The sequence below is a fragment of the Magnetovibrio sp. genome (assembly GCF_036568125.1).
Classification (GTDB): domain Bacteria; phylum Pseudomonadota; class Alphaproteobacteria; order Rhodospirillales; family Magnetovibrionaceae; genus Magnetovibrio.
This window is the reverse complement of the sequence record NZ_DATCTF010000010.1, coordinates 288,131-301,777: the sequence shown is the minus strand read 5'-3', so window position 1 is coordinate 301,777 and position 13,647 is coordinate 288,131. Positions and strand designations below refer to the sequence as shown.

General features: G+C 54.6%; 15 protein-coding genes. 8 read left to right on the top strand and 7 right to left on the bottom strand.

Annotated elements, in window-relative coordinates:
- The first annotated feature begins 237 nt into the window (after positions 1-237).
- Positions 238-477, top strand: a complete 240-nt coding sequence (locus VIN96_RS06165) for a hypothetical protein (protein WP_331894705.1) — start codon at positions 238-240, stop codon at positions 475-477.
- A gap of 129 nt (positions 478-606) precedes the next feature.
- Positions 607-1,056 carry a ligand-binding protein SH3 gene (locus VIN96_RS06160; RefSeq protein WP_331894704.1) on the top strand — a complete coding sequence of 150 codons (450 nt, stop codon included), beginning with the start codon at positions 607-609 and terminating at the stop codon, positions 1,054-1,056.
- Positions 1,057-1,148: 92 nt separating this feature from the next.
- Here the strand turns inward: VIN96_RS06160 and VIN96_RS06155 are convergent, their stop codons facing one another.
- Positions 1,149-2,252 carry a FecR domain-containing protein gene (locus VIN96_RS06155; protein WP_331894702.1) on the bottom strand — a complete coding sequence of 368 codons (1,104 nt, stop codon included), beginning with the start codon at positions 2,250-2,252 and terminating at the stop codon, positions 1,149-1,151.
- Positions 2,253-2,410: 158 nt separating this feature from the next.
- Here VIN96_RS06155 and VIN96_RS06150 point away from each other — a divergent pair, with 158 nt between their 5' ends.
- Together VIN96_RS06150 and VIN96_RS06145 are read left to right on the top strand one after the other, a co-directional pair.
- A complete protein-coding gene (locus VIN96_RS06150; protein ID WP_331894700.1) occupies positions 2,411-4,744 on the top strand; it encodes a HAMP domain-containing sensor histidine kinase in 2,334 nt (777 codons plus the stop codon).
- Between the two features lie 100 nt (positions 4,745-4,844).
- The gene (locus VIN96_RS06145; protein ID WP_331894698.1) at positions 4,845-5,786 is read left to right on the top strand and encodes a substrate-binding domain-containing protein; all 942 of its coding nucleotides are present in this window, start codon (positions 4,845-4,847) and stop codon (positions 5,784-5,786) included.
- A gap of 6 nt (positions 5,787-5,792) precedes the next feature.
- Here the strand turns inward: VIN96_RS06145 and VIN96_RS06140 are convergent, their stop codons facing one another.
- Both VIN96_RS06140 and VIN96_RS06135 read right to left on the bottom strand, forming a co-directional pair.
- Positions 5,793-6,980: a M20 aminoacylase family protein gene (locus tag VIN96_RS06140; protein ID WP_331894696.1), complete on the bottom strand. Its 1,188-nt coding sequence runs from the start codon at positions 6,978-6,980 to the stop codon at positions 5,793-5,795.
- Between the two features lie 50 nt (positions 6,981-7,030).
- Entirely contained in the window at positions 7,031-7,498 is a 468-nt protein-coding gene (locus VIN96_RS06135) for a hypothetical protein (protein ID WP_331894694.1), read from the bottom strand.
- Between the two features lie 184 nt (positions 7,499-7,682).
- Here VIN96_RS06135 and VIN96_RS06130 point away from each other — a divergent pair, with 184 nt between their 5' ends.
- Positions 7,683-8,117, top strand: a complete 435-nt coding sequence (locus VIN96_RS06130; RefSeq protein WP_331894692.1) for a YbaN family protein — start codon at positions 7,683-7,685, stop codon at positions 8,115-8,117.
- 75 nt (positions 8,118-8,192) lie between these two features.
- Here VIN96_RS06130 and VIN96_RS06125 read toward each other — a convergent pair whose 3' ends face one another.
- Positions 8,193-8,810, bottom strand: a complete 618-nt coding sequence (locus VIN96_RS06125; protein WP_331894690.1) for a helix-hairpin-helix domain-containing protein — start codon at positions 8,808-8,810, stop codon at positions 8,193-8,195.
- A 441-nt stretch (positions 8,811-9,251) separates the two neighbouring features.
- Between VIN96_RS06125 and VIN96_RS06120 the strand changes: the two genes are divergently transcribed.
- Positions 9,252-9,497: a YjhX family toxin gene (locus tag VIN96_RS06120; RefSeq protein WP_331894688.1), complete on the top strand. Its 246-nt coding sequence runs from the start codon at positions 9,252-9,254 to the stop codon at positions 9,495-9,497.
- Between the two features lie 78 nt (positions 9,498-9,575).
- Here VIN96_RS06120 and VIN96_RS06115 read toward each other — a convergent pair whose 3' ends face one another.
- A complete protein-coding gene (locus VIN96_RS06115; protein ID WP_331894686.1) occupies positions 9,576-9,947 on the bottom strand; it encodes a hypothetical protein in 372 nt (123 codons plus the stop codon).
- 8 nt (positions 9,948-9,955) lie between these two features.
- Complete coding sequence (locus VIN96_RS06110; RefSeq protein WP_331894685.1) at positions 9,956-10,579, bottom strand: hypothetical protein; 624 nt, start codon at positions 10,577-10,579, stop codon at positions 9,956-9,958.
- A 94-nt stretch (positions 10,580-10,673) separates the two neighbouring features.
- Here VIN96_RS06110 and VIN96_RS06105 point away from each other — a divergent pair, with 94 nt between their 5' ends.
- Both VIN96_RS06105 and VIN96_RS06100 read left to right on the top strand, forming a co-directional pair.
- Complete coding sequence (locus VIN96_RS06105) at positions 10,674-11,123, top strand: YaiI/YqxD family protein (protein WP_331894683.1); 450 nt, start codon at positions 10,674-10,676, stop codon at positions 11,121-11,123.
- Between the two features lie 84 nt (positions 11,124-11,207).
- The gene (locus VIN96_RS06100) at positions 11,208-12,257 is read left to right on the top strand and encodes a TAXI family TRAP transporter solute-binding subunit (protein WP_331894681.1); all 1,050 of its coding nucleotides are present in this window, start codon (positions 11,208-11,210) and stop codon (positions 12,255-12,257) included.
- 21 nt (positions 12,258-12,278) lie between these two features.
- Here the strand turns inward: VIN96_RS06100 and VIN96_RS06095 are convergent, their stop codons facing one another.
- Complete coding sequence (locus tag VIN96_RS06095) at positions 12,279-13,646, bottom strand: sensor histidine kinase (RefSeq protein WP_331894679.1); 1,368 nt, start codon at positions 13,644-13,646, stop codon at positions 12,279-12,281.
- Between the last annotated feature and the right edge of the window lies 1 nt (position 13,647).

Genomic DNA, 13,647 nt, shown 5'->3' with positions numbered 1-13,647 from the left:
ACCCGCTTGTAAGCGGATTCCCACGCAGATGCCAGAGGGCTGATGCGCTGCAAAATGCAAATTGCTGCGCTGCAAAATAGAATGTGTATTGAAATATTCTCAAAACGCAACGCAGGACCGCGCACATCCCCGGATGCAAATTGTTTTAAATCATATAGTTACGAACATGCCAAAAAGTTGGCACAGGCGTTGCTTTGTTTATGGCGAGAGTGGAACGTCTTACAAAGGAGCTTACCGATGGCATCCTCTTCGCCCCCCAGCAACGCCATCACGGCACGGGCCTTTCCCCCCAAGACCCAATCCTTGGACGTTCCACTTTCCAATGCTCTGAACTTCATCGAGACCCTCAGTCAGCAAGGCGTCGCTTTTGCTCCGGCCATGCCCGAAGCGGAAGCTTTACAGGCCGCTGCGAACAGAGCCGGGATCACCCCCCAACAGGCTTTGCGCGCCTATTTGACGATCTTGGATTACGAGTAGAGCTAGAAGTCGGTGCATTTTGTCACCAAAAAATTTCCAGATCATACTTGACTAAATTAGTCGGAATTACCACATCTCCTTTAACATTAGCTCTTGCTAATATGAAAAGGCCATTAAAGGAGACACAACATGTCCGGTTTCATCCCCGATTTCCCCAGCGACGGCGTGATCACCGTCAATCGCGTCATTTTAAAGCCCGAGTACGATACCGACGACTTACAGGAACGCGTTGCCGTTCTATGTGAAAACGTCAAAACCTACCATTCGGAAACCGGCTTCTTCGGCGGTTTGGTGATGCTGAATTCCGGCGCCGTTTCCAATGAAGGCAGCACCATCGGCCAAGCGGTCGAAAGCCCGCTGAAAGAACGTGAAGCCTTGATCGTCACCTTCTGGCGTTCTTTCGAAGATCACGAATTGTCGCACAAGAGCGATACATTCCAACCCTTGTTCGCCGAAGTTCTGGAATTGTGCGAAAACGGCAATGAGGAAATCGCATACGAAATGCTTTGGTCCGGCAAAGCGTATTCGGCCGAAGACGCCCGCGCGGCCCGCGAAGCCAAGCAAGCCTTCGCTGCTTAACGCACAGCTCTTCCACTTCTCTCGGACACACGAAAGCCCCATCGCCGCAAGGCGTGGGGCTTTCCTTATGCCGAACTTGGTTTTAGCACCCGTCAGGCTTTGTCGTCGTTGTCATCGTCGCTGGCGTCCTGGCCATCCCCATCGGCATCGCCCGTATCGGTATCACCATCGTCACCATCGTCACCATCGCCACCGTCGCCACCGTCGCCACCATCGGCATTTGAACCGCCGTCACTCTCTCCCCCGCCGTCGTCACTGTCCGAACTGCCCTCTCGTTCGCCACCGTCATCACTTTCTTTGCCATCGTCACGGCCTTCGTCATCGTCATCGTTTGCGGCCAAATCTAAGGTGTGTTCCTGACCGTCTTCGTCTTCGATGCCATTGAAGTTCCCATCTTCGTACTCATCGTCTTTGTTCTGCTTCCCGTGTTCATCTTCTCCCACACGGCCATCTTCCTCATCGTCTTCGGTCTCGGTGAACTCACCAAATTTGCCGTCCTCGTCTTCTTCGGACTGGGCGTCGTACCAGTCCGATACGCCGGGAATATTACGGTCGACGTTGTCGTCGCCGGTGAGGTCGATGCCGGGAAAACTTCTACCGACGCGCCCATTCGCATCGCTGCGCGCGGTATTGCCGACTTCGATTTCGGCGCGGCCACCACCTGCGGAACGTGAATCCATGAAGGCATGGCCCTTGGAAACACCGACCGAAGTGCTGCCGTCTTGAGACACATTGATCACAAGTTCCGTGCCGCGAATGCCGATGGTCGTGGTCGGGGTTATGATGGTGACTTTGTCTTTCGCAACCTGCCCCGAAACGAAGTAGAATGCCCCCACGCCCAGGTGCAAGACGACACGATTACCTTGGGCGTCATTCGGGTCATACACCATTTCATCGACCATGATTTCGGCGTCCGAACCCAGGCTCATGGTGGTGCCGTCGATGAAGGTCAACTTCATATTCGAATTTCGCCCGGTGCCGAGAACTTCGTCCATAACCACCAGATCACCGACAAGTTTGTCGTAGCGACCGCCCACGGCGCCTTTGCCCCAGCCCTTGCCTTTCAACGCATCAACAGCGCCGATGGGTGCGGGTGGAAGCGCCGCGATGGCGCTCATCGTCGACCACGCGATCACCGCCAGCAACACCGCCGACAGTGAAAGAAGTGATACCCATAGGGTCGGTCTCTGTTTCATGTCTGATTTCCGGGCACATTATTATAGGCAAGCGCAAAGACAACGCCCAACAGCAGCGTTTTAATCCCTACTCTGAAATGTGACGGCTACCCTCGCAATCGATAAGCCGCTATAGTTTTGAAAATTATGCCCTTTATCTAATAAGGCTGGCGCGGTCCATGCTGAAGCTGAAAGTCAAACATAAGCTTCTCTTAATCTGGCTGGGGTCAATCGTTTTGACCCTGTCCGTCATGGCGATGCTGTTTGAGTATCAAATCGGCGCACTACACCAAGAAGAGGCCCGCTCGGCCGTCTCCAACGCCATCAATATTTTGCACCAAGATCTTGAACTGCAGGCCCAACAGGTCGATCAGAGTTCGCAAACCCTGTCCGCGCGCGGCGATTTGATTTCATCGATGAGCATGATCAACAGCTACCAAGACATCGACAATTATCAACCCAGCGTCTTCGATATTGAAAAAAGCAAAATTGCCTTGGAACTGGCGCAACACGCCACCGCCACGGGCATGGACACCCTCGCCTTGTTCGATACCAAGGGCGTTCTGGCCGCATTTTATTTATCACCCACGGCGGGCGGAAACGGCGCCGGTTATGTCAGCTTTCAAGACGGAAAGATGGTGCCCTTTGTGCAAAATGCGCAAGGCGGCTTTACCGCCACGGATGACGCCTACATGGCCGCCGTAATGCGCCAATTGAGCCCTCTGGACCGCACGCCGTCGTTACATGCGCAAATTTACCACACCACAAACAACAGTCTGCTGATCAGCACGGCACGCCCTATGGAGCGCAAACGTCCCACCGGGCAGATTCAGCAAGTCGGCGCGATCATTGTCGGCCGGGCTTTAGGCGACACGTTCAGCCGGTCATTATCGCGCGCAACGGGCATGAATTTACGCATCTTGTTTCCCGAACATCATGACCCAAGCGTCGAAATGAACGAACTGGACGCAATGATCATTGCCCATAATGTGCCGCGTATGGTTCTCAACGGTAATCCCGCCCCGGACCACAGCACCGCGCATATCTGGTTTTCAACACAAAACCTGTACGTCGGCACCGTGCGCATGGAAAAACGCAAGGGACCACCGTTCTATTTCGTTTTCACTCAACGCAAAGACACCTTGCAAAGTACCTTGAACGCTTTTCGCAACACCGTCCTCTTGGTCTTGTTCGCCACCGGCCTGACGCTCATTCCCGTGGGCGTGTTTTTTCTCAACCGCTTCATCACACATCCCATCGAAAATCTGGTCGAGAGCGCTGACAATTTGCGGCGTGGCCAGCACCGCGCCATGGAGGGCCTCACAAGCGCGGATGAGTTCGGCAAACTGGCCTCCGCGTTTCAAGAGATGTCGGCCGCCGTGTTGGCACGTGAGAAGTCCCTCATTGAAAGCCAAGCCAGTCTCAAAAACGCTCAGCGCATTGCTCACATCGGCAACTGGGAATGGGACCTACAATCAGACGTCATCAGCTTGTCGGACGAACTTCATTTCATTTTGGACCGTCATCCCGAAACCATGTCCACGACCTTCGAAGCCTTAATGATGAGCGTGCACCCCGATGACGCCGACAGCCTCAAACATCGCATTGATGCAGCGGTCGAAACCGGCAGCGGCTTTAAGATGGAACATCGCATCGTTCAGCCCAACGGCAATGAGCGTTACGTCCTGCACCACGGTGAAATTCAATATGATGGCGCCGTCGCCACGCGTCTCAGCGCCACTGTTCAAGACATCACCGAACGCTATTTGCTGGAACGCGCCAAAAGCGATCTGATTTCCACGGTCAGTCATGAATTGCGCACGCCTTTGACGTCCATCACTGGCACTTTGGGGCTGGCTGTCGGCGGCGTCCTGGGCGAGCTTCCCGACCAGTTGAAATCCATGCTCACCACCGCTGACAAAAATGCCCAAAAGCTTGGTCTGCTCATCGACGATTTGCTGGACATCGAAAAAATCGCCAATGGCTCGATGACGTTCGCATTTAAACCCGTATCTGTGGCCGAAGTCTTCCAAAGCGCGATGGACGTCACCGAAACGCTGGCTCAAAACCACAAGGTCACCCTTTCGGTCGAAGGCGATGTCGATAACATTAAACTTTACGCTGACCCGGGCCGCATCACGCAGGTCATGGCGAACCTAATCTCCAATGCGATTAAATTTTCGCCCACTGAGTCTAAGGTCCTTATTCGTGCGAGACGCACCGGCAGCGCCGTTACGATATCTGTCTCCGACCGTGGCGCCGGCATTCCGGAAAACTTCCGCCCACACGTTTTCGAGCGCTTCGCACAGGCTGATCAAACGCAAACCCGATCCGATCAAAAGGGCGGCACAGGCCTTGGCCTTTCGATTACCAAGGCTATCGTCGAAATGCACGACGGCAACATTTCTTTTGAAAGCATCTGCGCCCCGGCCCCCAACCACGGCACCACGTTTAAATTCAGCATACCGGCCTGGAACGAAATTTCACCCCAGACAGAAAATACCCATAGTTGACATATATTTTACAATTGCAATCTAATCGGTATTGGCAATATGCAAGGCACGACCTTTGCATTACATTTTCAGACATCAATTTCTTCCATGGAGCTCATGCATGACGATCAAATTGAAAGATTTCGTCCTGATTGCACTCGTTCTGTTGTTCGCCTTTGGTGTGCCAATGAATTGGGCCTTGGCCCAGGACAAAACATTTATCGTCGGCTTTCCCCAAGACAACATGGCCAATGATTGGCGGCGCGCTCAAGTTATGGCAGTCGAGGCTGAACTACGCATGCACCCAGGCTACACGTTCGTGCATTCCGATGCCCAAGGCGACACCGCCAAGAACATTCAAGACATCGAAGACATGATAGATCGCGGCATCGATCTTTTGATCGTCAGCCCGCGGGACACGGCAGCCATGACGCCCGTGATCGCAAACGTGCGTGCCCAGGGCATCCCCGTGGTGCTGTTGACACGACGTATCCTCACAAACGATTACACCACCTTCGTCTCACCCAACGACGATAAGATTGCACGCCGTGCGGCGACATACATGGCGGAGCAGTTGAACGGCGCCGGGAAGATCTTGGTTCTGCAAGGCGTCCCCACTGCCAGCACCGCAATCAAACGCACGGAAGGTTTTTTGGATGAAATCGCCAAATACCAAAACATCAAAGTGGTCGCGGTGAGGCCTGCGAATTATTTGCGATCGGAAGCCATCAAGGTGGTCGAGACCGTTCTCGACGAGGGGTTGTCGTTCGACGCCATCTATGCGCAAAGCGACAGCATGGCAACCGGTGCGCGCTTAGCGCTAAAAGCCGCGAATATCGACCCCAAAAGCAAACTGATTGTCGGCATCGACTACATTCCCGAGGCTCGTGAAGCCATCCGCGCAGGAGAACAGAACGCGACCTTCACCTACCCCACCAGTGGCAAAGAAGGCGCTCAACTGGCCGTTCAAATTCTCCAGGGACAAGCGGTCGAACGAGAAATTGAAGTCCACTCAGAGATGGTCACCATTTTCAATGTCGAGACCATTGAACCGGTTTTTTAGGCCCGCTTAAACCGGAAGCAGGTTTTCCACCAATCGCACCCAATAGCTCGCCCCGATGGCCAGCGCTTCGTCATTGAAGTCGTATTTGGGGTTGTGCAGCATGCATCCGCCGGTGCCAGGACCATTACCCAGCCATACGTAGCAGCCGGGGCGCTCGTTGAGCATATAGGCGAAATCCTCGGCCCCCATGCTCGGCGCGGGGTGATGGTTGACATTGTGCGCGCCGACCACTTCCGCCGCCGCCAAGGCCGCCAATCCGGCTTCGGTATCGGTGTTGATGGTCGCGGGATAGCTGCTGTGCAGCGCCCACACAAACCGCGCACCGAACCCTGTGCAAATGCCCTGGGCGAGTCCCTCCATGCGGTCCCACACACGATCGCGCACGTCGGCACTAAACGACCGGATCGCGCCTTTCAGACGCACCGCATCCGGTATGACGTTAAAGGTATCGCCGGCGTTCACCTGCGTCACGGAGATGACTGCGGAATCATACGGATCGATGTTGCGGCTGACGATACTTTGCCAGGCACTGATCACCTGAGCCGCCGCCACCACGGGATCGACACCCAAATGCGGCATGCCGCCATGGGCGCCATGGCCGATGATTTCGGCTTCGAAGGAATCGTACGCCGCCATGATCGGACCGGCCTTGACCGCGATCGTTCCCAGATCCATGCCCGGCCAGTTGTGCAGACCGTAAACCGCATCGACGGGAAACTTTTCGAACAAACCATCGGCGACCATTTCCTGCGCGCCGCCGTCATCTTCTTCGGCAGGCTGAAAGATGAACACCACCGTGCCCTTGCATGCGCGCGTGGCGGCCAAATGCTTGGCCGCACCCAACAGCATCGTCGTATGCCCATCATGGCCGCAGGCATGCATCTTGCCCGGGTATGTGGAAGCATACGGCAGCCCCGTTTGCTCAACGATGTTCAAGGCATCCATATCCGCCCGCAAGCCTACCGACGGTCCGTCACCGTTTCGCAAAACGCCGACCACGCCTGTTCTCGCCAAACCGGTATGCACTTCGAGGCCGAACGCCCTGAGTTTCTCCGCGACGATGGCAGCGGTTCGATTTTCTTCGTAAGCCGTTTCCGGGTGGGCGTGCAAATCGCGCCGCCAAGCCGTCATTTCGTCGACCATGGCGGCAATGGCGGGGATCAAGTTCAGGTTCTGGAGTTGGCCGTGGATCATGCTTTTCACTCCCAAGGGGTGGAGCGATGATATATCACCGTTGGCAAACTTCAACGGGCGTAAACGATGTCCTTGCACGCTTTCAAAAACGCCCGTTTGGATACGCGGTCGCACAGTTCCGGTGACGGACATTGCTCTTGAATCAGGCCATAAAGTGCCGGGGCCTGTTCAACCAATTCTTCCAGATGCCAGGGGAACCGTTGGAACGCATCGCGGGCGGTGCGAATGGCGTCGTAAAGGCGTTCTTCGAGTTCCTCATCCGCGCTTCCCTCGACACCAATACGTCCAACGACCTCGGCGATCGCCAGCAACGCAGCCTTGGTCCAACAATCGCGTGACACTTGGGCGTCGCACAGCTCAAGCGCCTCCTCATCGTCATCGTTGAGCGAAAACAAAATGTCGAATTTGTCGCGCACGCCACTCACATAAAGGTCGAACACCCGCACCAAGATGGGATGCAGATGCACGCTGGTACATTTCACGGAGCCGGGACAGTCATCGCAAGATTGCACGTTCAAGGGTACTCCTAAGTCATAAAATCCGCTAGAATATGTGGGCAATGCGTCGGGCATTATCAATGCAAGACCGCCCGATCGCCACATCGTATTTGTATAACGTCTGATGACGCCGCACAGCACCCGAGCTTTTAACGTGGACGGCGTTGAGTTTTCATCACGGATGAGAAAAGCGGGAATACACCATATGCAATCGGCCCCACCACCACCGACATGCAAGCGCGTGCTCTTTCTCGGTCTCGGTTGGTTGTTCTTCTGCCTTGGCGTGGTCGGTGCGTTCTTGCCGGTGATGCCGACGACCGTATTTATGATCATGGCTTTGTGGGCCTTCGCCAACAGTTCGCGCAACTTGCACACATGGCTTTACACCCACGAAAAATTCGGCCCGGCGTTACAACAGTGGGACCGTGAACGGGTTATCCCCGTGCATGCCAAGCTCGCGGCGCTTGGCGGCATGCTCATCAGTCTGATCTATGTGACGGTGTTCAGCGGCGCACCGCCCCTGGCCATTGCCGCCGCCGTGGCATTCATCGCGTTTGGCGCCGTCTATGTGATCAGCAAGCCCAGTCGCATCGCCCAGGCCGTCCCAGTATCGCAGAACGACAACAACGACACGCCTTAAACATGGACCAATGGCAAAACGCAAAAAAGCCGCCCAAGCCTATAACTTGGACGGCTTTTATGTGTCGAGCGCCCCTTACTTCTTAGCAGGGGCCTTGCGTGCCGGAGCTTTCCGAGCAGGTGCTTTCTTGGCAGCCGGAGCTTTCTTGGCCGGGGCCTTCTTAGCAGGAGCCTTCTTCGCAGGTGCCTTCTTCGCAGCCGGAGCTTTCTTAGCCGCAGGAGCTTTCTTGGCAGGTGCTTTTGCAGCCGGAGCCTTCTTCGCAGGCGCTTTCTTAGCCGGAGCCTTCTTAGCAGCCGGAGCTTTCTTGGCTGGGGCTTTCTTCGCAGGTGCTTTCTTCGCCGGAGCTTTCGCTGCGGGAGCTTTCTTGGCAGGCGCCTTCTTTGCTGCCGGAGCTTTCTTAGCAGGTGCCTTCTTCGCAGCCGGAGCTTTCTTAGCCGGAGCTTTCTTAGCCGGAGCCTTTTTGGCCGGAGCCTTCTTAGCCGGAGCTTTCGCTGCGGGTGCTGCGCCGCCTTTGAGCGCAGCACTTGCGGCTGCGATGATGTTCTTTGCCGACACCAAACCGATACCCGGAGTCTCGGAAAGTTTTTCCGGAGTCATGGTTGCGATTTTTGCGACGGTAATACGTTTAGCTTTCAGTGCTGCCGCAGCAGCCGGGCCAATGCCCTTAACGTCAGTAAGTGACGGGTTCGCCATAATTGAGTTACTCCCCTGGTTCCGATCGATCCCCACGATACGCCACGAATGTGCGACGTGTCTCCACCAATAGTAAGACATGCTTGCTCGCAACGAAACAGTTACGAGCAGATTTAGAAGGTATAGCTGAATTATTGATGATTTGTGAAGAGATAGACGTGAGCACCGTCACACATAAATAAACAGCTTCCAATGTATCGTGATGTCTTACATTGATCCGATCGCATTTGAGATGTTATAAATACACATCACATCAACCGAGGCTTTATGTCAGAGCTTGCACGTTAAGCGGAAGCGTCAGACATCTTCCGCGAACAAATCAAAAAACGGTCTTCTCAACCGTCAAGCCCGCACCGTGCGCGACTGCGCATTGATCGTGCGGAGCATGATTTCACGTGCATTTTGCGGCGCACGCGCCGCTTAGTCTCGGACCACAATCTCATGGATATATCACGCGCCGAGCAGCGCATTCTGCACCTGCTCGCCCAAGGCGGATGTATAAAATACAATCGCAATAACAAAGAGTTATCCTGCATAACACGTGAGGGCTATGGCTATGGAATGCTCTCTCTTCGACTGTTTCAGCGTATGAGATACCGCAAATTGATCGCCTCCAAACAGGGCGGTCCGTATCGCATCACGTCGTTCGGCTTGCGCATCGTTCGCTCGCAACCGGACAACCGTTGAAGCACAAATAACACCCCGGCCCGCGGATGCGAACCGGGGTGTTTTTCAAACAGTTCAATATATGTGATCAGATTATATTTAAGACCTTGGCACGTCCGGCAACGTCAGTTCGATCGGATCCTTATCGTGTGTCATTTCCGCATGCGTCATCATCGTCGCCATCAATGACATAGCTGTTTCGATCGTCCACCGAACTTGTCGTTCACCGACATTATTTTTTGCCGCGACGACTTCAGGCAGGATGTGTTGTTGCAAAAAACCTGCGACTCCGGCGAGGGCGCGTGCACCCAAACGAACGTTGCGAGCATCCACTACGAACATTTCACGGTCATCGATTTGTTTCGCGATGGACGTCAGCACCTGCATCATATCATCGATCTCTGAACTGACGCGTTCGGTTTTGGTGGCCGCGAAACGCAGTTGCGCGGTGAAAAAATCATATTGGCTCATGAGGGCATTCACGTGTTCGACGGGTTGGAAAGTTCTGCGCGTTTGTCTTTGACCTGCTGCTTGAGCTTATCGCGCAATGTATCCGCTTCTTTTTCGAGTTCCTTTTCCATGCGCTTGATGCGCCGGGTCAGGTCTTCGATGCGGCGCATGGATTTTTCCCGCTGGCGCGCCTGGTGACGGCGAAAGTATTTCATGAACCGCCATTCGCCGACAATCGCCAGGGTGATCAAACCGGTGATGGTGAAGATAAACGCGACAACAAGATAAGGCGCTTTATCGAACGAAAACACCGTACCCCAAAACCCCACCGTGACCAACGCGGCGGCGAGCGTAAACATCACCCGGCGCGTCACTTTGTCATCATCGCGCGCGGCATTTTCCGCCGCTGAAACGGCGTTGGCGATTTCAAACCGCGCCATGTCCTGCCATTGGCGCAAGGACATCCCTTCGGACAAGGTGCGGCCTTCGCGGATAAACTGCTCAAGTCGTTTGACGACAAAATCGGCACGCTGCTCGGGGCTCGGATTGCTCGCCTCATCCGGTGGCGGATTGTTTTTTTCGTGTTCGGGCAAAACCGGTCGCGGTGCGGCATCGTTCCCGCCCCCACCATTGGTTCTCGCTTCGTTGCTCATATTCAAAACGGGCCGCACCTGTTGTTAGCCATTGCATCACATCATAGTATATATCATGCCATCTTCAGAACAGCGATCTACGGATTAGACCTATATGGTAAACATCTATATCGACGCCGACGCTTGCCCCGTTAAGGACGAAACCCTGCGCGTCGCAACGCGCCACAACCTCAAGACCTATATGGTCAGCGACGGCGGCATTCGCCCCAGCCAAAATCCATTGGTGGAATTGGTCATCGTCGCCCAAGGCGCGGACGCCGCCGACGATTGGATCGCCGAGCACATCGGCAAAGCCGATATCTGCATCACCAACGACATCCCGCTTGCTGCACGTTGCCTGGAAAGAGAAGCCTTCGCCCTAAAACCCAACGGCGAACGGTTCACCGAAGACGGCATCGGCATGGCTTTGGCCAATCGTGAACTCATGGCCAACTTGCGTGAAAGCGGTGAAATCACCGGCGGCCCTCGACCGTTTGGAAAATCCGACCGCTCGGCTTTTCTCAACGCATTGGAAACTACGGTCCAAGCTGCAAAACGACGGTGAATATATTAAAAATAATATATACAATTAATGGGTGACTAACGACATCAGAAACACCAGATTAGGTTAACAACATCAATCGAATAGGTGATCACCGTGTTCAAACAGCAATCGATATCACCGCACCGCTTCATTCTTTCAAGCCTTTCTTTATGCGTTCTCAGCTTGTGTTTTTTGCTGTCCGCACATGTCGAGGCCGCCAATCGAAAAGTCAACATCACCATCGGTACCGGCGGCACAGCGGGGGTCTATTACCCTGCGGGTATGTCGCTGTGTAAATTCATCAATAAGAACGAAGGTCGCCATGGCATCCACTGCACAGCCCAGACAACTGCAGGATCAGTCGAAAATGCCCAAAAAGTCCGCACCGGGGCTTTCGACTTCGCGATCGTGCAGTCGGATGTGCAGTACTACGCCTTGAAGGGATATGGACCATTTAAAAAGAAGGGTCCGGACACCAAGTTGCGTTCCGTGCTGTCACTTTACCCGGAACCCTTCACCATCATCGCACGCACGGATTCCGGCATCCGGGTGCTCGATGACCTTATGGGCAAGCGCGTGAATATCGGCAATCCGGGTTCCGGCCAGCGCACCAGCATGGAACTGGTCATGCACGCCAAAGGCTGGAAGAAAGAAGCCTTCGCCTCGGCCATGGAACTGACCTCTGACGAGCAATCCGCTGCATTATGCACAAACGAAATCGACGCCATGGTGATGACCGTCGGGCACCCCAACCCAGACATCAAAAAGACCCTGACAACCTGCAATGCCATCTTGATCAATGTTGACGGCCCCGTTGTCGAGCATTTGGTCAAGACCTATCCCTATTACAGTGCGATGAGCATTCCCGGCCGGGCGTATCCAGGCTCGTCGTTGAGCACCCGCACGTTTGGCGTCACTGCGACATTGGTGGCATCTGCGAAAACCCCCGATCGGGTGGTGAAGGAACTGCTCCAGGCGTTGTTCAACAATTTCACCGATTTCAAGTTTTCCCACCCGGCATTTTTCAGTTTGGTTCCGACGGAAATGAACGAGAAAGGCTTGACCGCGCCGATGCACACTGCCGCGAAAGACTACTTTCAAAGGGCTGCGGATCTCACCAAGCTGCTGAACGTCAAGCCACCACCGGGCAGGTAAGTCTTAAATTTGGATGTTTGATCACGTCAGGGGCAGATCGAACCAAAATGTTGTGCCTTCCCCTGGGGTGCTTTTGTAACCGATATCCCCGCCGAGTATCTTCACCAGTTTCATGGTGATGGTGAGGCCGATGCCCGTGCCTTCAATGTTTTGAGTTTCCCGGCCCAAGCGATTGAAGGGGAGAAAGATTTTGTCCTCTTGACCCGGCTCGATCCCTTCTCCGGTATCGGCCACGCTAAACCGTACGCGCTCCCCGGGGATTGCGCCCCACGATACCGTTACCTGTCCGCCTTCGCGATTGTATTTGATGGCGTTGGACATCAGGTTCACCAAAATCTGCTGCAACCTGCTGGCATCCGTTACCACTTCATTCACCGGCACGTCGGGCGGTTGTACGTTCAACGCCACGTGACGTTCTTGCGCCATCACACCCATCAACGCCATGCATTCATCGATCAACGGTGCGACCGGCACCGTTGCCCGATTGATCGTCACATGACCGGTTTCGATCTTGTTGAGCTCCAACACCTGGTCGATCAAGTGCACCAAAAGATTGCCACTGCGTAGAATATGCTTCACCGACTTCGCTTGAGATTCGTCCAGCTTGCTGATTTCCAACAATTGCGCGAAGCCCAACACGGCGTTCATCGGGGTGCGCAGTTCATGGGACATATGCCCCATAAAATCGGATTTCGCGCGACTGCCGGCCTCGGCGGCGACAAGGGCGGATTCCAATTGGCCAGATAGTTCCTTCAATTCGGCTTGACGACGCACGGCCACGGTCTGTTGGCGCCAGATGATCACGGCGAACCCGCCCCCCGACATCACCAACCCGCCGATCACCCAATAAAACCAACCAGCAATATTCTCGAAGCTTTTGGTCAATGCCGCGCGGCGCTCGGATGCGATTTGCACTGGCTTGTGGGCTAAGCGTTCGATGGACAGGCGCAACGGCGCTAGTTTTGCGTACAAGCCCCTCAATGCCTCCACATCGCCCTCGGCGGCACGGTCGATATTGGGCAGCAGAGACGTCAGAACGTTCAGAGCCTTGGCTTGAATGGCCAAAGTTTCCTCATCGAGCAAGATATCGTAGGAGGGCCGGCTGGGCAACGACGTGAGGCGTTCGAACAAGATATCAAACTGCAACACCACATCGTCGACGGCGGGACCAAGATGGGTAGCCTCTACCTGCGCCAAACTCCCCATCAATGCTTCGTAATGCAGACGGATCTGGACCGCCGCCATGCCGGTTTCGTCATAAGTCTTTTGACGCAGGTTGTCTTGCTGATCTTTCAAAAGCACGAACGCGAACAACACCAGTCCCAAAAAGGAAACGGTGAGCAGACCAAAAACGGAAGCTAAAAGTTTACCGCGGCTGCGAGCGTCCATA

Coding starts and splice junctions, on each gene's coding strand:
- VIN96_RS06130 (WP_331894692.1), top strand. CDS start 7,683: ATGCAATCGGCCCCACCACCACCGACATGCAAGCGCGTGCTCTTTCTC.
- VIN96_RS06145 (WP_331894698.1), top strand. CDS start 4,845: ATGACGATCAAATTGAAAGATTTCGTCCTGATTGCACTCGTTCTGTTG.
- VIN96_RS06125 (WP_331894690.1), bottom strand. CDS start 8,810: ATGGCGAACCCGTCACTTACTGACGTTAAGGGCATTGGCCCGGCTGCT.
- VIN96_RS06160 (WP_331894704.1), top strand. CDS start 607: ATGTCCGGTTTCATCCCCGATTTCCCCAGCGACGGCGTGATCACCGTC.
- VIN96_RS06095 (WP_331894679.1), bottom strand. CDS start 13,646: ATGGACGCTCGCAGCCGCGGTAAACTTTTAGCTTCCGTTTTTGGTCTG.
- VIN96_RS06115 (WP_331894686.1), bottom strand. CDS start 9,947: ATGAGCCAATATGATTTTTTCACCGCGCAACTGCGTTTCGCGGCCACC.
- VIN96_RS06150 (WP_331894700.1), top strand. CDS start 2,411: ATGCTGAAGCTGAAAGTCAAACATAAGCTTCTCTTAATCTGGCTGGGG.
- VIN96_RS06155 (WP_331894702.1), bottom strand. CDS start 2,252: ATGAAACAGAGACCGACCCTATGGGTATCACTTCTTTCACTGTCGGCG.
- VIN96_RS06165 (WP_331894705.1), top strand. CDS start 238: ATGGCATCCTCTTCGCCCCCCAGCAACGCCATCACGGCACGGGCCTTT.
- VIN96_RS06110 (WP_331894685.1), bottom strand. CDS start 10,579: ATGAGCAACGAAGCGAGAACCAATGGTGGGGGCGGGAACGATGCCGCA.
- VIN96_RS06120 (WP_331894688.1), top strand. CDS start 9,252: ATGGATATATCACGCGCCGAGCAGCGCATTCTGCACCTGCTCGCCCAA.
- VIN96_RS06140 (WP_331894696.1), bottom strand. CDS start 6,980: ATGATCCACGGCCAACTCCAGAACCTGAACTTGATCCCCGCCATTGCC.
- VIN96_RS06105 (WP_331894683.1), top strand. CDS start 10,674: ATGGTAAACATCTATATCGACGCCGACGCTTGCCCCGTTAAGGACGAA.